At 39.3% G+C, this 22,985-nt stretch carries 25 protein-coding genes, 1 tRNA gene and 1 other annotated feature; of the genes, 19 read left to right on the top strand and 7 right to left on the bottom strand.

What is annotated here, in order from left to right; all coding sequences use genetic code 11:
• Positions 1–11 precede the first annotated feature (11 nt).
• Entirely contained in the window at positions 12–356 is a 345-nt protein-coding gene (locus FFM68_RS01185) for a PTS glucitol/sorbitol transporter subunit IIA (protein WP_137617618.1), read from the top strand.
• Between the two features lie 12 nt (positions 357–368).
• The gene (locus FFM68_RS01180; protein ID WP_137617617.1) at positions 369–1,526 is read left to right on the top strand and encodes an AI-2E family transporter; all 1,158 of its coding nucleotides are present in this window, start codon (positions 369–371) and stop codon (positions 1,524–1,526) included.
• Between the two features lie 43 nt (positions 1,527–1,569).
• Here the strand turns inward: FFM68_RS01180 and FFM68_RS01175 are convergent, their stop codons facing one another.
• On the bottom strand, positions 1,570–2,190 hold the full coding sequence (locus tag FFM68_RS01175) for an FMN-dependent NADH-azoreductase (RefSeq protein WP_137617616.1): 621 nt from the start codon (positions 2,188–2,190) through the stop codon (positions 1,570–1,572).
• Positions 2,191–2,273: 83 nt separating this feature from the next.
• Positions 2,274–2,582 carry a rhodanese-like domain-containing protein gene (locus FFM68_RS01170; protein ID WP_137617615.1) on the bottom strand — a complete coding sequence of 103 codons (309 nt, stop codon included), beginning with the start codon at positions 2,580–2,582 and terminating at the stop codon, positions 2,274–2,276.
• A gap of 259 nt (positions 2,583–2,841) precedes the next feature.
• On the opposite strand from FFM68_RS01170, the gene FFM68_RS01165 reads away from it, so the two are divergent.
• From FFM68_RS01165 to manA, 3 genes are all read left to right on the top strand, one after another.
• The gene (locus FFM68_RS01165; RefSeq protein ID WP_137617614.1) at positions 2,842–3,663 is read left to right on the top strand and encodes a VOC family protein; all 822 of its coding nucleotides are present in this window, start codon (positions 2,842–2,844) and stop codon (positions 3,661–3,663) included.
• A gap of 147 nt (positions 3,664–3,810) precedes the next feature.
• The gene (locus FFM68_RS01160; RefSeq protein ID WP_137617613.1) at positions 3,811–4,842 is read left to right on the top strand and encodes a serine hydrolase domain-containing protein; all 1,032 of its coding nucleotides are present in this window, start codon (positions 3,811–3,813) and stop codon (positions 4,840–4,842) included.
• A gap of 86 nt (positions 4,843–4,928) precedes the next feature.
• Positions 4,929–5,879 (top strand): mannose-6-phosphate isomerase, class I, encoded by a 951-nt coding sequence (gene manA, locus FFM68_RS01155; RefSeq protein ID WP_137617612.1) that lies wholly within the window; start codon positions 4,929–4,931, stop codon positions 5,877–5,879.
• Between the two features lie 110 nt (positions 5,880–5,989).
• Here the strand turns inward: manA and FFM68_RS01150 are convergent, their stop codons facing one another.
• The 4 genes from FFM68_RS01150 to FFM68_RS01135 all read right to left on the bottom strand — a co-directional run bounded on the left by FFM68_RS01150 (position 5,990) and on the right by FFM68_RS01135 (position 10,434).
• Positions 5,990–6,676, bottom strand: coding sequence for a type 1 glutamine amidotransferase (locus tag FFM68_RS01150; protein ID WP_137617611.1), 687 nt, complete (start codon positions 6,674–6,676; stop codon positions 5,990–5,992).
• Positions 6,669–8,021, bottom strand: a complete 1,353-nt coding sequence (locus FFM68_RS01145) for a Mur ligase family protein (protein WP_137617610.1) — start codon at positions 8,019–8,021, stop codon at positions 6,669–6,671. Before FFM68_RS01145 ends, FFM68_RS01150 begins: the two co-directional genes overlap by 8 nt.
• A 157-nt stretch (positions 8,022–8,178) precedes the next feature.
• Positions 8,179–9,576 carry a TrkH family potassium uptake protein gene (locus FFM68_RS01140; RefSeq protein ID WP_137617609.1) on the bottom strand — a complete coding sequence of 466 codons (1,398 nt, stop codon included), beginning with the start codon at positions 9,574–9,576 and terminating at the stop codon, positions 8,179–8,181.
• Positions 9,577–9,702: 126 nt separating this feature from the next.
• A complete protein-coding gene (locus FFM68_RS01135) occupies positions 9,703–10,434 on the bottom strand; it encodes an SDR family oxidoreductase (protein WP_137617608.1) in 732 nt (243 codons plus the stop codon).
• Between the two features lie 82 nt (positions 10,435–10,516).
• Here FFM68_RS01135 and FFM68_RS01130 point away from each other — a divergent pair, with 82 nt between their 5' ends.
• From FFM68_RS01130 to upp, 7 genes are all read left to right on the top strand, one after another.
• Complete coding sequence (locus FFM68_RS01130; protein WP_137617607.1) at positions 10,517–10,975, top strand: MerR family transcriptional regulator; 459 nt, start codon at positions 10,517–10,519, stop codon at positions 10,973–10,975.
• Between the two features lie 204 nt (positions 10,976–11,179).
• Positions 11,180–11,764: a thymidine kinase gene (locus tag FFM68_RS01125; RefSeq protein ID WP_137617606.1), complete on the top strand. Its 585-nt coding sequence runs from the start codon at positions 11,180–11,182 to the stop codon at positions 11,762–11,764.
• A 294-nt stretch (positions 11,765–12,058) separates the two neighbouring features.
• Positions 12,059–13,132 (top strand): peptide chain release factor 1, encoded by a 1,074-nt coding sequence (gene prfA, locus FFM68_RS01120; protein WP_137617605.1) that lies wholly within the window; start codon positions 12,059–12,061, stop codon positions 13,130–13,132.
• Entirely contained in the window at positions 13,125–13,955 is an 831-nt protein-coding gene (prmC, locus tag FFM68_RS01115; protein ID WP_137617604.1) for a peptide chain release factor N(5)-glutamine methyltransferase, read from the top strand. Before prfA ends, prmC begins: the two co-directional genes overlap by 8 nt.
• Before the next feature lie 180 nt (positions 13,956–14,135).
• Complete coding sequence (locus FFM68_RS01110) at positions 14,136–15,149, top strand: L-threonylcarbamoyladenylate synthase (protein ID WP_137617603.1); 1,014 nt, start codon at positions 14,136–14,138, stop codon at positions 15,147–15,149.
• Between the two features lie 68 nt (positions 15,150–15,217).
• Positions 15,218–16,459, top strand: coding sequence for a serine hydroxymethyltransferase (glyA, locus tag FFM68_RS01105; RefSeq protein WP_137617602.1), 1,242 nt, complete (start codon positions 15,218–15,220; stop codon positions 16,457–16,459).
• Between the two features lie 64 nt (positions 16,460–16,523).
• Positions 16,524–17,153 (top strand): uracil phosphoribosyltransferase, encoded by a 630-nt coding sequence (upp, locus tag FFM68_RS01100; RefSeq protein ID WP_137617601.1) that lies wholly within the window; start codon positions 16,524–16,526, stop codon positions 17,151–17,153.
• Positions 17,154–17,194: 41 nt separating this feature from the next.
• On the opposite strand, the gene FFM68_RS01095 is transcribed toward upp, so the two are convergent.
• Positions 17,195–17,431, bottom strand: a complete 237-nt coding sequence (locus FFM68_RS01095) for a hypothetical protein (RefSeq protein ID WP_137609557.1) — start codon at positions 17,429–17,431, stop codon at positions 17,195–17,197.
• A gap of 134 nt (positions 17,432–17,565) precedes the next feature.
• Here FFM68_RS01095 and FFM68_RS01090 point away from each other — a divergent pair.
• The 7 genes from FFM68_RS01090 to FFM68_RS01060 all read left to right on the top strand — a co-directional run bounded on the left by FFM68_RS01090 (position 17,566) and on the right by FFM68_RS01060 (position 22,940).
• Positions 17,566–17,638 (top strand) — tRNA-Thr (locus tag FFM68_RS01090).
• Positions 17,639–18,014: 376 nt separating this feature from the next.
• Positions 18,015–18,635 (top strand): DUF1361 domain-containing protein, encoded by a 621-nt coding sequence (locus tag FFM68_RS01085; protein ID WP_137617600.1) that lies wholly within the window; start codon positions 18,015–18,017, stop codon positions 18,633–18,635.
• A gap of 86 nt (positions 18,636–18,721) precedes the next feature.
• Positions 18,722–19,918, top strand: coding sequence for an FtsW/RodA/SpoVE family cell cycle protein (locus tag FFM68_RS01080; protein WP_167483435.1), 1,197 nt, complete (start codon positions 18,722–18,724; stop codon positions 19,916–19,918).
• Positions 19,911–20,273 carry an arsenate reductase family protein gene (locus tag FFM68_RS01075; protein WP_137617598.1) on the top strand — a complete coding sequence of 121 codons (363 nt, stop codon included), beginning with the start codon at positions 19,911–19,913 and terminating at the stop codon, positions 20,271–20,273. Before FFM68_RS01080 ends, FFM68_RS01075 begins: the two co-directional genes overlap by 8 nt.
• A gap of 134 nt (positions 20,274–20,407) precedes the next feature.
• A complete protein-coding gene (locus FFM68_RS01070) occupies positions 20,408–20,740 on the top strand; it encodes a glycine cleavage system H family protein (protein WP_137617597.1) in 333 nt (110 codons plus the stop codon).
• A gap of 60 nt (positions 20,741–20,800) precedes the next feature.
• Positions 20,801–21,056, top strand: a binding site (T-box leader).
• A 170-nt stretch (positions 21,057–21,226) separates the two neighbouring features.
• Complete coding sequence (locus tag FFM68_RS01065; protein ID WP_137617596.1) at positions 21,227–22,261, top strand: methionine ABC transporter ATP-binding protein; 1,035 nt, start codon at positions 21,227–21,229, stop codon at positions 22,259–22,261.
• Positions 22,254–22,940, top strand: a complete 687-nt coding sequence (locus tag FFM68_RS01060) for a methionine ABC transporter permease (RefSeq protein WP_137617595.1) — start codon at positions 22,254–22,256, stop codon at positions 22,938–22,940. Before FFM68_RS01065 ends, FFM68_RS01060 begins: the two co-directional genes overlap by 8 nt.
• Positions 22,941–22,985 lie beyond the last annotated feature (45 nt).

Below are 22,985 nucleotides of genomic sequence, written 5' to 3'. Positions count from 1 at the left end.
GAGTGTGACAGATGACAGTGACAGAAATTACTCAAATTGGAAAAAATGCGATCGACGATGAAAATATTTTAGTTCTTTTTGGTCAGACGATTGCACCAGATTTGTTAGACGTTTCGATTGTACAAAAAAAGGTGACGGATGAATTGATTGCTTTAAAAGAAGGCGGACAATTAATTTTTGGCGATCAAGTGTATCAAGTGCATGGTGTAGGACCGTTAGCAAATCAAAACTTAAATGAAATCGGGCATGCGACTATCTTTTTTCAAGAGGAAGTGGGAACAATTCCCAATGCAATCTATGTGACTCCCAAGAAACTTCCAAAAATAGAAGTCGGGATGAAAATTATTTTTCAGTAGGAGCGTGAGTGAGTGGACAAAAAAAGAATAGCACAAAAAACTTCTTGGTTTTGGCGCTGGTTTTTAAACAGCCAAGTTGTCGTGGCATTGATCATCGTATTGCTGCTGCTGCTGATTACGCTGGTCTTCACAAAAGTTTCTTATCTGTTTGAACCAGTCGGTCAATTTTTTGCAATTGTCGGTCTGCCGGTTGTGATTGCCGGGATCCTTTATTATTTGATGAATCCGGTGATCAATTTTCTGGAAAGAAAAGGACTGAATCGGACTTTGGCAATCATCTTGCTGTTTATAGTAGTTGTGGCATTGCTCATTTGGGGCATTGTGGTCATCATTCCTCAGATTCGTGAACAGATCGGATCTATGATGAAAAGTTTGCCAAGTTATTTTGACACGATCGGCAACAAAGCGAATGAGATTTTTAAAGATCCAACTTTCAAACCCTTTCAACAACATCTCGATAACAGTTTGCAGAAAATTTTAGAATCGCTGACAGAGACTGCACAAAACATCTCACGGGTGACTTTACAAGGTCTGGGCAGTGTCGTTTCCACTTTAGCGACGGTAATGATTGCTTTGATCACTGCACCGATCATTTTATTTTTCTTATTGAAAGATGGAAAACAGTTAGCGACATATATTCTTAAATTCTTACCAACGAAAATGCGGAAACCAACCCATCGAGTGATGTCGGAAATAAATTCACAACTGGCTTCATATATCCGAGGCCAGCTGACCGTAGCATTTTCAGTGGCAGTGATGTTTATTATTGGTTTTTCATTAGTCGGGATGAATTATGCGATTACGTTAGGGATCTTGGCGGGATTTTTAAATTTGATTCCATATTTGGGTTCATTTTTAGCGATGGTACCGGTGATTTTCATTGCGATCGTCACAGGTCCGGTCATGCTAGTCAAGGTGATCATTGTCTTTACGATCGAACAAACGATCGAAGGAAGGATCGTTTCACCGTTAGTTTTGGGAAATCAATTGAAGATCCATCCGATCACAATTATGTTCGTCTTATTGACTGCTGGAAAGATCTTCGGGATCACGGGGATCATTTTAGGAATTCCTTTTTATGCCGTTTTGAAAGTCATTGCGATTCATATATTTGAATGGTATAAAGGCGTTTCAAATCTTTACGAAGAAGAAAAAAAACCTGTCGAATAATCGACAGGTTTTTTATGTGCAGTTTTTTAAAAGACAACGTCGGTTAAAATTGTGCAGCCAATACTTTCGCTTTCTTTTTTGCCTCAGCCATGATTTCAGGAGCATTCTCTGGATCATAATCTGCACCTTCGATGTAAATAGAATCAAACTCGGTAATCCCGATAAAATTCAAGATTCCTTTAACATATTGGGCTGAAAAGTCTTGCCCTTGATAGGTTCCGCCGCTTGATTGGATATGAAGCGCCTTTTTATCAGTGATCAATCCAGTTGGGCCTTCTGCCGTGTATTTGAAGGTTTTGCCGGCAACGTTGATCGTATCAAACCAAGCCTTTAACCTTGTCGGAACATTTAAGTTCCACAATGCATTGGCAATCACGATTTTTTGACTAGCTAAAAATTGGTCGGTAAATTCATTGAAAATCCGAACTTTTTCCTGTTGTACTTCACTTAGTTCAGTGAAGTCTGTACCTTTTTGCAATGCCTGCCAAGCCAAAAGTAGATCGCTATCAATCTCAGGCAGATCCATTTGATACAAGTCCAACATGGTAAAAACATCTTCCGGATGGCTTGCTTGATGTGCTTCGATAAAAGTTTCTAAAATAGTTACGGTTTGTGAGTCTTTTGCGGACAATGGGTGAGCATTCACTACTAGAACGTTGGCCAAAATTAACACTCCTCAAGATTTAGTCTAAGCAAATCGTACACAAAATAATAATTTTCGACAATCTATTTGCTTAAATAGTTTCATTAACTTGCAAGATAACGTTCATAAGCAGTCATACCACCAATGACATTGGTCACTTGGAACCCTTTGCTACGCAAAAATTGCGTCATCGTTTTTGAGCGTCCGCCAAATTGAGTGAATAAGTAATAGGTTTTCTCTTTATCAAGTTGGTGCAAACGATTTGGCAACTGGGTCAATGAAATACGCGTGACATTCGATCCAGTTAATAAATCGAAGGAATCAATAAACTCAGGATCCCTTAAATCTAAAATATTTACTGGTTCTTTTGCCGCAAGCAGCATAAATTCGTTTGTTGTTACTGAATAATCCATTTTTTTCAACAGCCTTTTCTTTTTTAGATTGATTCTCACTCTAATCTATTTAACGTGTGATTACAAGTTTCATCATAGGTAGTTTAAAGGAATTTGACGAAAAGTAAAGAAAACAATCTAAAAATTTTCAAAACTTGAATTGCGGCCGATTTTTTAGCCAACTCAAGAGAAAAAAGAGCGTTTTCGGTTTATGGAAAGGATATCGCTTGCGTGAATGAGAAGGCATCGTTAAAATAGTAATGACGGAGGGAAGAAAACAATGGGAAACTTTCATTTAGGAGAACTTAAGTTAAAAACGATCGCTATTCGTGTGCGAGACCGTGATGGAATGATTCATTTCTATCGAGATATCATTGGACTTCACTTATTGCGAGAAGAAAATGAATTAGCGATTTTAGGATACAAAGATCCAGCGAGTGAACTACTTTGGTTGGAAGAAAGTCCACGCGCGGATGAACACCGTGGCGAAGTCAAAAAAATGCAGCGAGTTTCATTAATTGTACCCAATATTGAGGAACTGGCAAACGTTTATTATCGCGCAGAAAAAGAAGACTATCCAGTTAAGTCTGCTTTACAAGCAGATGAAGAGAAAGGCTTGCTTTTTGAAGATCCTGAAGGAAATGAGATTGAGATCTTTTATGCGCCCAGTAAAGAACGTTCATTAGCTGAACCAATCAAATTAGATTTTACCGAACTACTAAAAAAATCCACGAAGCGTGAGAAAATCCATGAGGCCTATTTTGACAAAATCCATTTAAATGTCAGTAATGTGAAGAAACAAAAAGCGTTTCTTTCAGATGTCTTAGGGTTGACCGTGTATGATGAAAGCGAAGAAGAACTAGGATTAAACCGTGGTGAATTCAACGTGGGATTAACGACTGCGACAGGCGGTACAATTGATTTACCGACAGATAAAGTTCTTGGTTTGGATTTTCTGCAATTCAAAGTCTCAAAAGAAAAATTGCTGGAACTACGCGATCTTTTGACGAAAGAGAAATTGGATTGTTTTTGTGATAAAAAGAACTCTTTGATCACGCTTTATGATGCTGCCGGGATCGAATGGTGGTTCGTATTGAAATAAAGAATAAGACGGACGCGGCATATTGATGTCGCGTCTTTTTTTGCCTGTAATTTATCGATAGAGAGAAATACTCTTTTTAGTGGCAAGAAAGTCTGTTGCGGATTTGTGTTATACTTTTTTAGGAAATATACTCTAAGGAGGATGCTTATGTATCCTAAAACAGCTCAATTAATAAAAGAAAAAATGAGGGAAGGCGTTTTTCCCGGTGCCGTTTTTCATTTTATTGAAGATCAAAAAACTGAAACACATGTTTTAGGCAACGCACAAATTGAACCGGTACCAATAGCAATGCAGGAAGCATTTCTTTTTGATGTGGCTTCTTTGACCAAAGTCGTTTGCACAACGACAATTATGTTGAAATTAAAAGAGGCAGGTCGTTTTTCCTGGGATCAAACCTTGCATGAGTTGTTACCGGAATTTCAAGATGAAACAATCACGCTGCGTCATCTATTGACCCATACGTCAGATATTCAAACGTATATTCCTAATCGTGATCAGTTAAACGCCGAGGAGCTGCGGGCGGCCTATTTAACCTTGCAATCAGGTGAAAATATTGGAATTCGCGTGCAATATACCGATGCAGGCACGATTTTATTAGGGTTTTTGATTGAAAACTATTATCAAAAAGATCTAATCGAAGTTTTCAAAGAAGAAGTGCTGCAACCTTTAGGAATGACAGACAGCCTTTTCTTACCGCAACCGCCTTATGACCAGATCGTGCCGACTCAAAAGCTGACTGATGGTACAGTTTTAAAAGGCATAACCCATGATCCCAAAGCTCGAGTCCTAGCAGCACATGCCGGGAACGCGGGATTATTTACGAATATGAAAGATCTAAGTAAATTTGCGAAAATGTATTTGAATCTTGGACGGGTTAACGATATGATTTATTTACAGGATGAAACGATTCGAGAACTGCTCGAGGATCAGACACCATCAAAAAAGGGGAACCGTTCAATTGGCTGGGATTTAAAATCCAGTCCATTCGATCAAACGCTGCTGCTTTTTCATACAGGATATACGGGGACTTTTCTCATGCTGGATGTCGTAAAACAATCAGCGTTCATTTTTTTGTCAAATCGGGTTCATCCACTTGATCGACGCAGCCATTATGTGGCACAGCGAGATAAAATTCTAGCCTGTTACTTAGCTGAACGAGCAGAAATCTATCAAAAATAGCGCTCGGTCCAACTCGACAAAAAAAGAAATTTTGCGAGCGGCAACAAATAAAAAAAAACACTAAAATCAAAAAAGGGGCAAAAATCATGGAACCATTATTCTTACAACCAGTTTTTCAAGAAAAAATTTGGGGCGGCGATCAGCTGCATACAGTTTTTGGCTTTGATATTCCTAATGAAAAAATCGGCGAGGATTGGGCGATCAGCGGACATCCTCATGGTGTTAGTATCGTAGAAAATGGCCCTTACAAAGGTTGGAAAGTTAGTGATCTTTGGGCGGAACACCGTGAATTATTTGGGAATGCTAAAGGCGATGTGTTTCCATTATTGACTAAAATCTTAGATGCAGAAGATGATTTATCCGTTCAAGTACATCCAGATGACAGCTATGGTTTGAAACATGAAGGTGAACTAGGAAAAACAGAATGTTGGTACATCATCAATGCGAAACCGGGCTCAGAAATTGTTTATGGTCACAATGCCAAAACACGGGAAGAACTAGCGGCAATGATCGAAGCAGAACAATGGGATGATTTATTGCGTCGCGTTCCAGTTAAAAAAGGGGATTTTTTCTATGTCCCAAGCGGAACGATCCATGCGATTGGTAAAGGAATCATGATTTTAGAAACACAGCAAAGTTCAGATACGACATACCGCGTGTACGATTATGATCGCAAAGACGATCAAGGCAATACTCGTGAGCTGCATATCCAACAATCTATCGACGTAACGACCGTGCCAGCCATCAGTCCAGAATTAGAAGTCACAGAAAATAAAAAAGGGATCTCTTCAGTTATTACTTATTTAAAGACGGATTTCTTCAATGTCTACGAATGGGACGTCGTTGGCGAACTTTCACTTAAAAAAGATGGGGATTACACGTTAGTGACAGTCGTTGAAGGATATGGCAAGCTGATTGTCGACGGTCAAAGTTACGAAGTGAAACCAGGGACCAGCTGTATCTTGCCAGCGCAAATCACGGAATGGAAAGTAGCCGGCGAAATGAAGATTATCGCTTCGACTCCAGGAAAAAAATAAACCAAAAAGTGTTCAGTTTAGAAATAAAACGTTCTTGAAAAATTAAGTCCGATACTTTTCTAGATGCAAAAAAATGACCTCAGCAAAAAGCTGACGGTCATTTTTTTGTTTTATGGCAATTCCGGCAATTTGACATCTTCACCGTATTTATTTTTTAAAGCGGTATGCAGTAGCCGGACTGCCAACGATTTATTGCGAGCTAAGATGGGTCCATGAAAGTAAGAACCGTAGACATTTTTATAAATGACGCCTTCGCCTTGATCTTCACCATTGTTCCCGTTGCCTTTGACAATCGTACCAAGTGGTCGTTCGCCTTCGCCTAAAAAGGTTCGGCCATTATGATTTTCAAAGCCGTAGTAAGTCTCGCCAAATTCTTCATTATGAATCTCGATGTCGCCGATAAAGCGATGATTGTCTTGACTCAAAGTATAGTGATCCAACGCGCCGATGCCTTCGATCTTTTCACCGTTTGCGCCGATATAATAATGCCCCAATAATTGGTAGCCGCCGCAAATCGACAACAAGACACCGTTATTTTCGATGTATTGGGTCAACGCTTCTTTTTTTGTTTGAATATCTTTCGAGACGATGACTTGTTCATAATCCTGACCGCCGCCGATAAAGACAAAATCATATTTATCAGGTTGGAAATCTTGATAGATACTGATGATTTCTGAATGGATCTCGATTCCCATTTGTTTAGCATAATATTTCAAAGTCAAGAGGTTCCCATTATCGCCATAAGTGTTTAACAAATTTCCGTACAAATGTGCTAAATTCAATTCATAGTTAGCCACGATCCATCCCCCCATTGATGTAGCCTTTTTGGGCTAGTTCTTTGCGTAATTGCAAAACAGCTGTGTAAGTTGCCAAGATATACACGTGCTCTGTCGGCAATTGTTTGATTTTCTCAATAACATCCGTTAAACTTGCGGTTTCGGTCAGTTTTTCATCAGGAATACCGGCAACTTTTAAGCGCAGTGCCATATCTTGATGTCGATCGCCGCCTGCGATTACTGCGGGGACATCCATTTCAGCAAAGGCTTCATGATTGCCGTCCCAAATCCAGCTGATATCGATGCCGTCTGCATAATTTGCATTCAGCAAGGAGACCAATGAGAAGGGATAAGGAGCAAGGCCGATCATATCGATGACTTGATTTAAGCCGACGGGATTTTTGACTAAGACTAATGTGCATTTTTTACCATCGATTTCAAATTCTTCTTGTCGACCAAAGACTTTTTCATCGTAGCCTAGACCGCGTTTGATTTTTTCTTTGGAAACACCGTAGTATTCGGCGACGGCTGTTGCTGCCAATGCATTATAGACATTGTACATCCCGCCGACTTCGATCTTATAGTCTTGACCGTCAATCACAAATTCAGAAGATTTGTTATCCATTGCTTTCATCTCAGTTAATTTGTAATCTAATTCTGGTCGATGGAAACCGCAGTTTGGACAATAATAGTTGCCAAGGTTGGCATAAGTGATCATTTTGTATTTCAAGATGTGCTGACATTTCGGACAAAGCAATCCATCCGTGTTGTAATGCGCGTCTTGATCTTCATCAGGCAAATGATCAAAACCGTAATATTTTCTCGGATTGATCGTTTCTAAAGAATTAAAGATCGGCGAGTCGCCATTGCACAAAATTGGTGCCGTTGGTGATTTTGCTGCGCCGTCGACAATTAATTTATAAGTTGTATAAATCTCGCCATAGCGATCCATTTGGTCGCGGAAAATATTTGTGAACAAGAATAATTCTGGTTTGATATATTCTGTCACTTTACTCAAGCTGGCTTCATCAATCTCTAGAATCGCAATTTTCTTGGCACCTTTTTGATTTTTTGCATTCAAAAATGTTGAGACGATCCCTTGCACCATATTGGCACCGGTCGGATTTGTCAAAACGTAATCAAATTCTTGTTTCAAAATATTAACAGTTAAAGCTGTCGTCAATGTTTTCCCGTTTGTTCCGGTCACAACGACGACTTTATAATCTTTCACTAAAGTATCTAAAATTTTTGGATCCATCTTTAAAGCCAGTTGACCAGGATAGCTGGACCCACCTTTAAAGAAGGTTTTTAATACCCATTGGGCAGTTCTGCCGGCAGTAATTGCCAGTTGACTCCGTAACCCCATTACACATCCTCCATGTCTGTAACGAATTTAATTTATCTTATCATATTTAAAAAAAAAATTTAAACAGCTTTCCTTTTTCTTAAGGTTCTAACTCTCGACTACTTAGTTGTGCAGTCCAGTCGCATTCATAAAAAAAGCCGGGGACAAGATTTTTCCCCTAGCCAATAATAATCTTTTCTTCTGGAAATTCATAGCCCAAGTCTTGTGTTTCTTTTGGTACAAAGAGCATCAATGTGTAAAGCATTCCGATACGGCCGATGAACATCAAAATAGCGATCATGATTTTTCCAGTATTGGAAAGATCCGCGGTGATCCCTAATGAAAGTCCAGTCGTTCCAAAAGCAGAGGTGACTTCAACAATGATTGCAATCAAGGAATGATCTTCAGTCGCTGTCAAAAAGAGGATGCTGAACAAACACATCCCAGCAGAAAGCATAAAGACAACAACTGATTTTCGGACATCTTCTTGAGCAATCTTGCGTCCAAAAATGTTGATATCGTTCTCGTTTTTCAAAAAAGAATACAGATACAAACCAATGATCGCAATCGTCGTAGTTCGGATCCCACCGCCGACTGAACTTGGCGAACAGCCGATGAACATCAGTAAAGAAAAAATGATCAAGGTCGTATTTTGAAAAATAGTCAAATCATGGATCTGTAAACCGGCATTGCGTGCTGTCATAGAATAAAAGGATGAATTCAGCCATTGATCGAATAGATTCATGTTGGCAAAACTATGATCTTTTTCCAATAACCAAATCGCGACCGCACCTCCGATAAAAAGGATGAAGAATGCCAACAAGGCGATTTTTGAAAAGAGGCTGAATCGAAACGGCAACTTTGATTTGGAGCGTTTGTGGTAGATCCAGCCGTGAAAATCCATCAAGACAGGAAATCCAATCCCACCAATAAAAATCAAGATCATGATTGTAACAATAAAAAAGACATCGTGGGAAAAAGGAATGATCGATTCCCCTGTCACATCAAAGCCTGAATTGGTCAATGCAGAGATAGATTGATAAAAACCAAAAAAGATTGCTTCTGAAATTTTATGATAATAACCAGCAAGATAGAAATAAATCGAAAAAATCGTCCCGAAAAGGACTTCAATCGCCAATAAAATCGTGAAAGTAATCCGAATCAAGTTAACGATCCCACTGAGGCGCGGCTGATTCATATCTGTCATGATCAATTGCCGCTGTTTCAAAGTGATCCGCCGCTTAGATACAATAAAAAAGAAAGTGGTGATCATCATAATCCCTAGACCGCCAATATGGAACAAAACCTCTAGAACTAGGACGCCGGCATCATTAAAGACCGAATTGATGTCAAAAGTCGTCAAGCCTGTCACTGAAATTGTGGAGATTGCCATAAAGACCATATCGAGAAATGGGACGTGCGAACCTGGTTCGCGAAAAATTGGCAAATAAAATAGGATTAAAGAAAGAATCGTCATAGCTAAATAATAGAAGACGATGATTTGAATCGAAGAAAACCGATTGTTTAATTTTTGCCAGTTTTTTTTGAAAAAATTAATCCGTCGATCAAAATTCATGGAAGGCTCCTTACACGATCTGTTCAAAATACGAACAGCAAAATTTTGTAACAATAAATTCAGTATAGCATGGTTTTTTGAAAAAAACTCCCACCGGTTTGGTAGGAGAGAGGATGTTCTATCTGATTAGTTATCTTGTACAGTTGCTGCTATGTCGATTTCACGAATGTTGACTTCTTGTGGCATGTCATAAATAAATTTCACTGTTTCAGCGACATGTACAGGGTCAAGAGTAATTCCTCCCATGCTTTCTTTCCATGCTTGATAATCAGTTAAAGCATTTTGATCCGTTACGTGGGTCAATAATTCCGTTTCAGCAGCGCCAGGAGCGACTAAAGACACGCGAACATTTGAACCAGAAACTTCTTCGCGGATTGTTTCACTTAAACCATGTACACCGAATTTTGAAGCAACATAAGCAGCATGGTTGGTGAAGGTTTTCTTCCCAGCAAGTGAAGACATATTGATGACCGTTCCATGTTTGCGTTCCGTCATGCTAGGTAATACGATTTGCATGCCATTTAATACGCCCAGGACATTTGTGTTCATCATTGTTTGCCATTCGGCTGGATCTTGATTCAAGACATTTCCTAATAACATCACACCCGCATTATTGACCAATAAATCGACGGGGCCGTAAGCAGTTTCCGCCTTTTTGATGCTGCTTGCGAATGCTTTGAAATCTGTAACATCGACTTTTTCAATCATGACATTCTCAAAATTTAATGGCAAAGCTTTGATTTTTTCAATGCGGCGACCTAACAAAAGTAGTGGATTTCCTGCTTGATTAAAAAGTTTAGCAATCTCAGCTCCAAATCCAGAACTAGCTCCTGTAATAACGACCAACGACTTTTTCATATAAATTGCCTTCTTTCAAAATTATGATACACTGACTTTACTACCTGGAGTTAACTCCAGGTCAAGAAAGAAGTTTAAAAAAATGAAAAAATTTTTGATTGGTGATATCACAAAGATGTACGGCATCTCCCAAGACACTTTAAGATACTATGATAAAGCAGGACTGTTGCCCTTTGTTAAAAAAAATCAAGTCGGTCGTAGAGTATTTACGGAGGATGATCTTGGGTATATTGAGGTAATTGATTGCTTGAAGCGCTCAGGAATTCCTATTAAAGAAATTGCAAAGTTTATGGATTGGTGTGTCCAAGGGGATAAGACTTTGCCACAACGCTATGCATTTATGGTAGAACAAGAAGTTGCCTTGGAGAAGAAAATCCAAGAATTGCAAACGCAACTGGATTTTTTACGCTGGAAAAAATGGTATTATAAAACTGCTAATGAAGCAGCGACAGAGGAAATCTTCTTTAAAGAAGACACACGTCAAGTGGATAAGAAATGGCGTAAAAAGTATTTAGAGACAATAAAGCCTGAATCGATTTAAGATTCGGGCTTTTCATTAGTTCTATAGTAATAAAAATAATTACTTATAGCATTGAGCACAGATGTTCTTAAAAAGGTAGCCTGAGCTTTTATTGAAATTAATTATTAATTCTTCTAAGATGAAGCATTAATGAAAATTATTACTGTAAATCATCGGGCTTTTCCGCTATAATACGATAGGAACAAAAGGGAAAGGTGACAAGAAATGGCCCAGCTTTTTTTTAAATACGGTGCGATGAATAGCGGCAAAACAATTGAAATATTGAAGGTCGCGCATAATTATGAGGAACAAAATAAACCGGTAGTATTGATGACTAGCGGAATAGATACACGTGATGGAATTGGAACGATTTCTAGTCGGATCGGCTTGAGCCGGCCCGCAATCCCTGTTTTTTCCGAAACCAATATCTTTGAATTCATTAAAAATCTCGAGTACAAACCTTATTGTGTATTGATCGATGAATCGCAATTTTTAACAAAAGAACATGTCGTACAGTTAGCGCAAGTCGTGGATGAATTAGATATCCCAGTGATGGCTTTCGGGTTAAAAAATGATTTTCGTAACGAGATGTTTGAGGGCTCAAAATATTTACTGCTTTATGCAGATAAATTAGAAGAGCTAAAAACGATTTGCTGGTTCTGCCACAAAAAGGCTACGATGAACTTGCATTACATTGACGGACACCCCGTTTATGAAGGAACTCAAGTTCAAATCGGTGGCAATGAAGCCTACTATCCTGTTTGCCGCAAGCATTATCTACATCCAGAAACAGCTCACGAAGCTGAGTAGAATCTTTAGAAGCAAAACTTTTTGCGAAAACTAGAAACATTAAAATAAATGAGGATGTCAGTTCCGCTTTTAGCAGGATTTAATGGTCTAAGCGTATAGCGGAATGATATACGTGATGAAAATCAGATTTATTTTTGAAAAAAAATAATTACATTAAAATGAATTAGGATGTCAGTTCCGCTTTTAGCAGGATTTAATGGTCTAAGTGTATAGCGGAATGATATACGTGATGAAAATCAGATTTATTTTTGAAAAAAATAATTACATTAAAATGAATTAGGAGGAATTTTATCCATGTATGATCAACTGCAAGCAATTGAAGATCGTTATGAAGAGCTTGGCGAGTTGCTGAGTGATCCGGAAGTTATCAATGATACGCAGCGTTTTATGCAGCTTTCAAAAGAAGAAGCCGGGACTAGAGAAACGGTCGACACGTATCGCCGCTATAAAAAAGTGGTGGAAGGTATCAGTGATGCAGAAGAATTATTAGGTGAAAATCTAGATGCTGAGATGGCTGAAATGGCTAAAGAAGAATTGTCTGACTTGAAAAAGGAAAAAGAAGTTCTAGAAGATGAAATCAAGATTTTGCTATTACCGAAAGATCCAAATGATGACAAGAATATTATCATGGAAATTCGCGGAGCTGCTGGTGGAGACGAAGCGGCACTGTTTGCGGGTGATTTGTTCAATATGTACCAAAAATACGCAGAAAATCAAGGTTGGAAGACAGAAGTCATGGAAGCCAATGTAACTGGTATCGGCGGATACAAAGAAGTCATCATGATGATCACAGGCGACAATGTGTATTCTAAATTGAAATACGAAAGCGGTGCGCATCGTGTTCAGCGGGTACCTTCAACGGAATCTCAAGGACGAATCCATACGTCTACTGCGACAGTCGTCGTGATGCCTGAAGCAGAAGAAGTAGAAATCGATATGGCGGACAAAGACATTCGGACGGATATTTATCATGCATCCGGTGCCGGTGGACAGCACGTCAACAAAACGGCTTCGGCTGTTCGTTTGACTCACATTCCAACAGGGATCGTAGTAGCGATGCAAGATGAACGTTCTCAAATCAAAAATCGCGAAAAAGCGATGAAGATCTTACGTGCTCGAGTTTATGATAAGATTCAACAAGAAGCGCAAAGCGAATACGATGCCAGCCGTAAATCCGCTGTTGGTACTGGCGATCGTTCTGAACGGATTCGGACGTACAACTTCCCACAAAATCGTGTGACCGATCACCGAATTGGTTTAACGATTCAAAAATTAGATCAGATCCTAGCAGGCAAGCTAGATGAGATTATCGATGCCTTGATTGTGTATGATCAAACCAAAAAATTGGAAGATATGCAAAATGGCTAAAACTTATGTAGAAGTCCTGTCAGGGGCTTCTTCTTTTTTAGAAGCGGCCGGTAAAGAAGGTTATGCGATCGAATATCTTTTTTTAGCTCGCAAAAATTGGGATAAAACGCAATGGCTATTGCACATGCGTGAAGAGATTCCAACTGCAGACGAGGCGATAATTGAAAAAGATTTAGCTAAGTTGATGGAAAACATTCCGCCGCAATATTTATTAGGCTTTGAATATTTCTTTGACCATCGTTTCAAAGTCACGGCAGATACATTGATTCCGCGGCCAGAGACAGAAGAATTGGTTGCACTTTGTTTAGAGCTGAATGTTTCCTCACCCAAGAAAGTTGTCGATATCGGGACCGGTACAGGGGCTATCGCGATTAGTCTGAAACTAGCACGTCCCGATTGGCAAGTGACGGCTGTGGATATTTCTGAAGGCGCTTTGCAAGTAGCTGAAGAAAATGCGAAAAATTTGCAAGCAGCGATCGATTTTAGGCAAAGTGATGTATTGTCAGCCATTACTGAAAAGCAAGACATCATCATCAGTAATCCGCCTTATATCAGTAAAGACGAATGGGATTTGATGGATGAAAGCGTCCGAACATATGAGCCGAAAACAGCGTTGTTTGCTGAAAACAATGGTCTAGCGATCTATCAAAAAATCGCTATTGAAGGACAGAAATGGTTAAATCCGCAAGGGATGATTTTCTTAGAAATCGGTTTTCGTCAAGGAACTGCTGTCCAACTAATCTTTCAAACAGCGTTTCCTGAAAAAAAAGTGACGATCCATCAAGATATGTCCGGCAATGATCGAATGATTGTCGTCTGCTGAAAAAATTATTTTTAATAGGTAAAGCAATAAAAAAACAATGATACAGCAATGTTTCAAAAAATAAAAAGTTATCAACATGGTTATACACACTTGACAAGTTGATTATCCACAGCAAGGGGATAACTCGCTTGCCGATGTTTATAAATCAGGAAGAATAAAAAAAGGAGCTGTGGAGAAACTGTGGAAACAAAAATTTTTAAATCAGATCAAATAAATCAAGCAGCAGCATTATTACGCCAAGGAGAACTGATAGCTTTTCCAACCGAAACTGTCTATGGATTAGGAGCTGATGCGCTTTTGCCGCAATCAGTTGAGCAAGTTTTTACAGTTAAAGGACGTCCTAGCGACAATCCATTGATCGTTCATGTAGTCGATTTTCCGATGACTAAAGAATTCGTGGAAAGCTATCATCCGTTGACTGAAAAAATCGTAAAAAATTTTTGGCCTGGGCCGTTAACATTGATTTTTTCAATCAAACCAGGCAGTTTAAGTCCGGTTGTTACCGGTGGTTTATCCACAGCTGCTTTTCGAATGCCTGATAATGAAATGACACTGGCTTTGATTGAAAAAACGGGAGCGCCACTGGTTGGACCTAGCGCGAATACATCAGGAAAACCTAGTCCGACTACAGCACTGCACGTGTATCATGATCTAAAAGGGAAAATTGCTGGTATCTTAGATGACGGCGCGACCCAAATCGGTGTAGAATCGACAGTTCTAGATTTAAGCGGCGAGGTACCGACAATTTTGCGGCCAGGCGCGATCACAAAAGAAAAATTAGAAGAAGTATTAGGGATCGAGATTCCTTTGGATAAACATTTAGTCAAAGAAAGCGAGACACCAAAATCACCTGGAATGAAATACAAACATTACTCACCAGACACGCCGGTCTTGATGATCCGACCAGCTGACTGGAACAACGCGTTAGACTGGGCAAAAAGCAACGAGAAAAAAGTTGGTTTATTAGCAACGCCAAAAGTTGCGAAACGATATGAATCAGCGGATCGGTTTGTATTTGATGAAGATACGATCGAAGCGGCCACTCGCGGATTGTTCAGCGGATTGCGGGCTTTGGATGAAGGGCATAAAGTTGATGTGATCTTTGCAGAAGTTTTTCCTGAGGATCACTTAGGATTAGCTTATATGAATCGTTTGAAGAAAGCCGCGGCACAAAACTATTTTGCAGAAAAGTAAACAAAAAATTCGATTATCTGTTAAATCTTTCGTATACTTAAATCACAAAAATGAAAGGTGGCGTTGGGATGGATTATAAAACACTAGATCCTGAACTATGGGGAGCAATCGAAAATGAAGCGGAGCGTCAAGAACAGAATATTGAATTGATCGCTTCAGAGAATATCGTATCAGAAGCTGTACAAATGGCTCAAGGGAGTGTCTTAACAAATAAATATGCGGAAGGATATCCTGGACGTCGTTATTATGGTGGCTGTGAATTCATCGATGTCGTAGAAAATCTAGCAATCGATCGCGCAAAAGAATTATTTGATGCGAAATTTGCAAATGTCCAAGCCCATTCTGGCTCGCAAGCCAATCAAGCGGCTTATTTCTCACTAATCCAACCAGGAGATACAGTTTTAGGCATGGATCTATCAGCCGGCGGTCATTTGACGCATGGATCTCCAGTGAATGTCAGTGGCAAGTTGTATAACTTTGTCAGCTATGGCGTAGATCCGCATACTGAAACAATCGACTATGAAGTTGTTCGTATTTTAGCGCGGAAACATCGACCTAAATTGATCGTAGCAGGCGCGAGTGCGTATAGTCGGACGATTGATTTTGCCCGTTTTCGTGAAATTGCGGATGAAGTTGATGCAAAATTGATGGTAGATATGGCTCATATTGCCGGTTTAGTTGCAACTGGTTTACATCCTAATCCAGTCCCTTATGCAGATGTCGTTACTTCAACGACACATAAAACACTGCGCGGACCTCGCGGCGGTCTGATCTTGACGAATGACGCAGACTTAGCGAAAAAAATCAACAGCGCCGTCTTCCCTGGTTTGCAAGGCGGCCCGTTGGAACACGTGATTGCAGCTAAAGCAGTTGCTTTTAAGGAAGCTTTAGCACCGGAATTTAAAACATATAGTGAACAAGTTTTAGAAAATATCCAAGCAATGGTCAAAGTCTTCAATCAAACACCAGAAACACGTGTGATTTCTGGCGGTAGTGACAATCATTTGCTCTTGCTTGAAGTAACTGGTTTTGACATTACAGGACGTGAAGCAGAAGAATTATTGGACAGCGTCCACATAACAGTCAATAAAAACTCAATTCCTTTTGAATCAAAAAGTTTTAAAGAAACTAGCGGCGTCCGAATCGGTACAGCGGCAATCACCAGCCGCGGATTCAAAGCAGAAGATGCAAAACAAGTAGCTGAATTGATCGTTGAAACCTTGCGTTCGAAAGGTGAAAAAGAAAAATTAGCAGAGCTCCGCGAAGCAGTTTTAGAATTAACAAAATCTCATCCAATTCATTCACATTAGACTAGTTTTCTGCCGGCAGTTGTCTTATAATTAGGAGAAATGCAGAATAAAGGAGCAATTTAATATGGGCAAGTTTCAAGTAATCGATCATCCATTGATCCAACATAAATTAACGATTATTCGTGATAAAAACTGTGGAACGAAAGTTTTCCGTGAAGTAGTCAATGAAATCGCAATGTTGATGGCGTACGAAGTTTCTCGTGATATGCCGCTAGAAGAAGTTGAGATTGAAACACCAATCACAGTGTCTAAGCAAAAGACATTATCAGGGAAAAAAGTCGCAATCGTACCAATCTTGCGTGCTGGTATCGGCATGGTAGATGGTATTTTAGAATTGATCCCAGCTGCTAAAGTTGGACACATCGGAATGTTCCGTGATGAAGAAACGTTTGAACCGCATGAATATTTCTTCAAAATGCCAGAAGATATCGACAGCCGTCAATTATTCATCGTTGACCCTATGTTAGCTACTGGTGGTTCCGCAATTATGGCGATCGACTCATTGAAAAAACGCGGGGCATCAAATATGAAATTTGTTTGTTTAGTTGCCGCACCTGAAGGCGTAAAATTGCTGCAAGAAGCACATCCTGATGTAGATATTTACACAGCTGCATTAGACGATAGATTGAATGAACAAGGCTACATTGTTCCTGGTTTGGGCGATGCAGGGGACCGTTTATTCGGAACAAAATAAAAAAAGCGAGCCGTTTAAACGGTTCGCCTTTTTTTATAAAACTAGATTTTTTTCATTTGTTTATAGTTGATGACGACAACACCATTGGATTGATTAATCAAGTCTCCGTTGTCTTGTTTTTCATCAATTTCAATAACTGCTGCGTTTCTCAATTGTTTAGTAACGAACCCGGTTTGGGACTCGCCCCGAATAGTGAACATAACGTGTGTCTTTACGGGGAATTCTTTCCCAGCTTCGGAAGGATCAACGTGTGCCTCTATTTTGCCAAATGTAGCCATCTATTTCGAACGCCTCCTTTTATCACATGTTTTATTTTAACATATTTTCAATTTTTTTTCATGTAATCGCTTTTTAAGAAGAATCTTACTTTACTTTTCTTAAAAAGTTTTTTATAATTTCTCTTGTACCAATTGCCAGCTTAGCTCAGTTGGTAGAGCAACGCACTCGTAACGCGTAGGTCACAGGTTCAAATCCTGCAGCTGGCACTACTAAAAAAGCCGTCACATCAAGGTTATCCTCGATTGTGACGGCTTTTTGTTTTAAATTTTTTTCAAAAATGGGTAGAGATTAAGTTTAGTTGCTAAAGAAATTAAAGACATTGAAATAATTAAGCGGAGCACATAGCCTCTAAACTAGGTGCTCTTTTTCATAGTAGTAGAATTTTTTACTACTTTTGAAGTACCACATCAATTGTATAAAAAAATAAATGCGCCGATTCCTAACAAGACTATTTTGTTTATTAAGCGATTGACTGGTGATGCTTCAAATTTTTGACAGGTTCAAGCTAGTAATATATGGTATCTTATGAAAGTAATAAAGGAATTTAATCACTATATTCATACATAGTTTTGAAGGAGAAGAATGAAGAAAGTAGCTGGATTTCATATAAGTGTACTGATTTATATTTTATTTATGTATCTTACGCAAGAAACATTTTCTTTTATGGGGCTAAATATCTTTTTGGCTTGGCTGCCGCTTATTTTTGGGCGGTTTTTTTTGAGAGGGAAAAACAAATGGCCTTTTTTGTTCATACCATTGTGGCTGTTATTTTTCCCAAATGTTCCGTATTTACTGACTGATCTGTTTCATTTAGCGAGCCTAGGTATCTATCAATCCGGCGGACATTTTTTGAATATCACTAGTGACTGGTGGGCATATCTGACGCTAGTATTGCCGACAATAGTGATGGTTTTTATTGGTATGGCGCAAGTGTTCAAATTGTTTTCGGCAATTAAGTTGTCGGTCAGACAAAAAATCGCAAGTTTTGTGCTTTTAGCATTTTTAGCCAGTGTTGCAATTTACATCGGACGATTTGAACGGATTCATTCGATCGAATTGTTGATTCATCCATTGGCAGTTTTTAAATTATTGGTGATTGATTGGAACTTAGCCAAAGTTCAATTTGTTTTGCTATTCAGTATTTTACAGCTGGGAATCTGGGGATTGATTTATTTTTTACGGCGAGATGGTCAAGAAGAATAAAGATTTTGCAAAGTCAGCGGTGGTGACTTTTCTTTGGACAAAGAAGCGTCTATAATGATACGAGTATACTGGTGGAAAAGAGATGAATAATGGATAGACTAAAGAATAATAACGATAGCCGGATTGATTACGGCGTTATTTTACCTGTTTTTATATTGTGTTTGATCGGGTTGCTTTCCTTATATGTGGCATTGACCCAAGATCCAAAAAATCCCAATGTTTTTCGGGGGCTTGCTATGCAGTCTATTTGGTATGTGGTTGGGGCGTTAGCAGTTGTAATTATCATTCATTTAGACGCGAAGCTTTTATGGCGCTTGACGCCGTTTTTGTATGTGATCGGTATAGCGGTCATGTTGGCGTTATTAAAATTTTATGATCCAACCTTGGCAGGTTTAACGGGTTCAAAAAACTGGTTTAAGTTTGGAACGTTGACTTTTCAGCCTTCTGAGCTGATGAAAATCGCCTATATATTGATGATGGCATTGATCATTACCAAACACAATGTAACGAATAAACTGCACAGTTTAAAAACAGATGCACAACTGATCGGCAAGATGTTGTTAGTCACGTTGCCGGTTTTAGGCCTAGTACTAGCACAAAAAGATTTTGGGACGATGTTAGTCTTTCTTGCTATTTTTGCGGGAATGTTTTTGATGTCAGGGATCTCTTGGCTGATCATAGTTCCTGCGATGGCTTTAGCCGTTGTTTTAGGGGGATCATTGATATTTTTAGTTATGACAGATACAGGTCGGGAATTACTGACTCATATTGGCTTTAAAAATTATCAATTTGCTCGGATCGATTCATGGCTTGAACCGTTCCACGATCCTCAAGGAAAAAGTTTTCAGCTGGCTCATGCATTGATGGCGATTGGTTCTGGCGGGATGTTTGGGACAGGGTATAACGTCAGCAATGTTTACGTACCAGTACGAGAATCTGATATGATCTTTACTGTGATTGGTGAGAATTTTGGTTTTATTGGCGGAGCATTTGTGATTTTGCTTTATTTCATGTTGATTTATCGAATGATTCGTCTGTGTTTTGATATGAATAATGAATTTTATGCGTATATCGCTTCGGGGATCGTTATGATGATGTTGTTCCATGTTTTTGAAAATATTGGAGCAAATATTGGCTTGTTGCCATTGACTGGGATTCCATTGCCATTTATCAGTCAAGGGGGCTCATCGATTTTAGGCAATATGATCGGAATCGGTTTGATCTTGTCGATGCGCTATCAAAGTGCCAATAAACAGCCTATAAGGAGGACGCGTCGTGGTTAAATTTTACTGGTATCCTAAATGTTCTACTTGCCGTAAAGCAAAAGCTTGGTTAGATCAGGCGGGGGTCGATTATGAAACGGTTGATTTGATCCAGGCGACACCTTCGGCTGATACGTTTGAACAGTGGTTGACAGCTAGCGATTTGCCGTTGCGAAAATTTTTTAACACAAGCGGGATGAAGTATCGCGAACTAGGATTAAAAGATAAACTAGCCGATCTATCTGTGCGAGAAGCTAGCGAATTGTTAGCAAGCGATGGAATGCTGGTGAAGCGTCCGCTATTAATCAAAAATGAGCAATTTTTATTGAATGGTTTTAAAGAAGCGGCTTACGAAGAAAACCGCTCAAATTTTTAGCAGTAAGAAGTTAAATAGATCAACTAAAGTTTTATTAAAACAGCAGACACTTTGATTGACAAGGCTGGAAAATAGGAATAGATTCTCCTATGAAAAAGGATCTTTTTAATATGAAAAAGGAGTGTTTTAATCAAATGAGTTACTTGAAAAAAAATGAAGGTCTATGGATTTTACATAACGATAAAGATTACTGCATGGGGTTGACTTCAGAGCAGGCAGATGCACTGGGTGAAGTGACCTTTGCCTCATTACCAAAAGTGGGTCAAACAGTGAAAGCTGGAGAACCGCTGATAGAGCTTGAAGCCGAAAAAGCAGTCCAAGAATTTAAAAGTCCATTGACCGGTGTCGTTTCTTCAATCAATGAAAAAGTCTCAGCTGATCCTAAAGCATTGAATGCTGAAGATGAATTGGATGCTTGGATCTTGTCTTTACGTGAAGTTGACGTAAACGAATTTGAAAACTTGTAAAAAGTTTCAATTGATGTTTGACAGGATGAAAACAGCCTGATATAATCCTCTCATATACATGAGAAAGCGATGAAAAGAAAAGTACATCTGATTAAAGTACAAAGAGAGCTCCGGTATGCTGAAAAGGAGTTATGGCAGTTAGATGGAAAATGGTCTTTGAGCAGGATGGATGAGGAAATGATTGCCGAGTCTATCACGGGAGTGCCCGTTACAGCACCTCAGTATGCGGATTATGCAAGTACTGGAAGAGGTTGTGATCGCAAGGTCAGAACGAATTTTAGGTGGTAACACGGAAGTCATAGCTTTCGTCCTAGGTGTACAATTGTACATACTTAGGACGAAAGCTTTTTTTGTTCATTTTTTCCTGCTTCAACAGGTTAGAAAAATGAAATATGAAATGACAGCAAGATTATTTTTCACTTTTTGAAAAATAGTTTCTTTACAGCAAATTAGCTGTAAGTGATTGAGAAAGGGTGTAAGGAAAAGATGGCGTTGATTGAGTTAAATCAAGTAGGAAAAAGTTTCGCCGGTAAAACTGGACCGATCCGCGCAGTCGATGGAATCAACCTAGCGATCGAAGAAAAAGATGTTTATGGCATCGTCGGGTATTCAGGAGCTGGTAAGAGTACATTGGTTCGTTTGTTAAATGGATTAGAAACGCCGACAAGCGGACAAGTTTTAGTTAATGGTGAAGATGTTGCTAAGCTTCAAGGAGCAGCATTAAGAACTTTTCGTAAAAAAGTGGGAATGATCTTTCAACATTTTAATCTATTGTGGTCGCGAACGGTGATCGAAAATATCCAGCTTCCACTAGAATTAGCAGGTGTAGAAAAAAGTCAGCGGCATAAAAAAGCAGAAGAGTTATTGAATTTAGTTGGACTCCAGGGTCGAGGAGATGCATATCCTTCTCAATTATCTGGTGGGCAAAAACAACGAGTCGGCATCGCTCGGGCATTAGCTAACGATCCAGATATTCTGCTTTGCGATGAAGCGACCAGTGCGCTGGACCCGCAGACAACAGAAGAAGTTTTAGAATTATTAGCAGATATCAATCAGAAATTAGGATTAACGATCGTGTTGATTACGCACGAGATGAACGTGATTCGCAAAATCTGTAACAAGGTCGCTGTGATGGAATTAGGAAAAATCGTCGAAGAAGGTTCTGTCCGCGAAGTCTTCCGCCATCCACAACAGGAAGTGACCAAGATTTTCGTGCAGCAAGATCTCGAACCAAAAACAGATCCTTCAGACTTATTGGCAGAATTTATCAAAGAGAACCCAACCGGAACTTTAGCAACATTGCACTTTTTAGAAAACAATGCCAATGAGCCAGTTGTTTCACAAGCGATTCGAAAATTTCCAATCAATATCAGTATTGTTTATGGGAACATTGAACGAGCATCCAGCAGTTCTTTTGGGACGCTGACGGTTCAGCTGACCGGAGAGCCGAAAGAAATTGATTTAGCGATTGATTTTATCGAGAGTCAACAAGTCGGAGTGGAGGTGCTGCATCGTGGATAAGAGTTTTACAGAGACATATTTAAATTTCCAACAAGTTTCTTGGGATACATTAAAAGAAGCCATCAATGATACGTTGTTCATGACAATCATATCAATGGTGATCGTGTTTATTTTAGGCTTGTTGCTAGGCTTATTACTGTATTCGTTAGGCCGCAAACATTCCAGCACCCGTAGCGTGTTATACGGATTGGTTTCGATTTTTAGTAATATTTTCCGCTCGACACCGTTTATGATCTTGATGGTCTTGATCATTCCATTTACTAAAACATTAGTAGGAACGATGTTGGGAGCCAAAGCCGCAATACCTGCCTTAGTTTTATCGGCAGCACCATTTTATGCACGATTAGTCGAGATTGCTTTTCGAGAAGTCGACTCCGGTGTTTTAGAAGCAGCGGATTCGATGGGAGCTAGCTATTTTCAAACAATCTATAAAGTCTTGATTCCGGAAAGTTTACCGGCTTTGATCTCTGGGTTAACCGTTACTGCCGTTTCAATGATTGGCTTCACCGCGATGGCTGGTGCGATCGGAGCAGGGGGGCTTGGAGCGTTAGCTTGGCAAGAAGGGTATCAACGAGGCAACTATACGGTTACTTTAGTAGCGACAGTCATTATCTTGATCATCGTCTTCATCGTTCAAGGTATCGGTGATTTCTTGACGAAGAAAACAGATAAGCGCTGATAGTTAGAACATTTAAATCTATTAAAATTATTTAGGGGGAATTAG

This window comes from Enterococcus xiangfangensis (assembly GCF_005405365.1).
Classification (GTDB): domain Bacteria; phylum Bacillota; class Bacilli; order Lactobacillales; family Enterococcaceae; genus Enterococcus_A; species Enterococcus_A xiangfangensis.
Note: the sequence above shows the minus strand (reverse complement) of the source record. Positions and strands in the feature narration are given on the sequence as shown.

Excerpts from the sequence above, each read along its gene's own strand:
- FFM68_RS01185 (WP_137617618.1), top strand. The coding sequence starts at position 12 with ATGACAGTGACAGAAATTACTCAAATTGGAAAAAATGCGATCGACGAT.
- FFM68_RS01170 (WP_137617615.1), bottom strand. The coding sequence starts at position 2,582 with ATGGATTATTCAGTAACAACAAACGAATTTATGCTGCTTGCGGCAAAA.
- FFM68_RS01165 (WP_137617614.1), top strand. The coding sequence starts at position 2,842 with ATGGGAAACTTTCATTTAGGAGAACTTAAGTTAAAAACGATCGCTATT.
- FFM68_RS01160 (WP_137617613.1), top strand. The coding sequence starts at position 3,811 with ATGTATCCTAAAACAGCTCAATTAATAAAAGAAAAAATGAGGGAAGGC.
- manA (WP_137617612.1), top strand. The coding sequence starts at position 4,929 with ATGGAACCATTATTCTTACAACCAGTTTTTCAAGAAAAAATTTGGGGC.
- FFM68_RS01145 (WP_137617610.1), bottom strand. The coding sequence starts at position 8,021 with ATGGGGTTACGGAGTCAACTGGCAATTACTGCCGGCAGAACTGCCCAA.
- FFM68_RS01140 (WP_137617609.1), bottom strand. The coding sequence starts at position 9,576 with ATGAATTTTGATCGACGGATTAATTTTTTCAAAAAAAACTGGCAAAAA.
- FFM68_RS01135 (WP_137617608.1), bottom strand. The coding sequence starts at position 10,434 with ATGAAAAAGTCGTTGGTCGTTATTACAGGAGCTAGTTCTGGATTTGGA.
- FFM68_RS01130 (WP_137617607.1), top strand. The coding sequence starts at position 10,517 with ATGAAAAAATTTTTGATTGGTGATATCACAAAGATGTACGGCATCTCC.
- FFM68_RS01125 (WP_137617606.1), top strand. The coding sequence starts at position 11,180 with ATGGCCCAGCTTTTTTTTAAATACGGTGCGATGAATAGCGGCAAAACA.
- prfA (WP_137617605.1), top strand. The coding sequence starts at position 12,059 with ATGTATGATCAACTGCAAGCAATTGAAGATCGTTATGAAGAGCTTGGC.
- prmC (WP_137617604.1), top strand. The coding sequence starts at position 13,125 with ATGGCTAAAACTTATGTAGAAGTCCTGTCAGGGGCTTCTTCTTTTTTA.
- glyA (WP_137617602.1), top strand. The coding sequence starts at position 15,218 with ATGGATTATAAAACACTAGATCCTGAACTATGGGGAGCAATCGAAAAT.
- upp (WP_137617601.1), top strand. The coding sequence starts at position 16,524 with ATGGGCAAGTTTCAAGTAATCGATCATCCATTGATCCAACATAAATTA.
- FFM68_RS01095 (WP_137609557.1), bottom strand. The coding sequence starts at position 17,431 with ATGGCTACATTTGGCAAAATAGAGGCACACGTTGATCCTTCCGAAGCT.
- FFM68_RS01085 (WP_137617600.1), top strand. The coding sequence starts at position 18,015 with ATGAAGAAAGTAGCTGGATTTCATATAAGTGTACTGATTTATATTTTA.
- FFM68_RS01070 (WP_137617597.1), top strand. The coding sequence starts at position 20,408 with ATGAGTTACTTGAAAAAAAATGAAGGTCTATGGATTTTACATAACGAT.
- FFM68_RS01065 (WP_137617596.1), top strand. The coding sequence starts at position 21,227 with ATGGCGTTGATTGAGTTAAATCAAGTAGGAAAAAGTTTCGCCGGTAAA.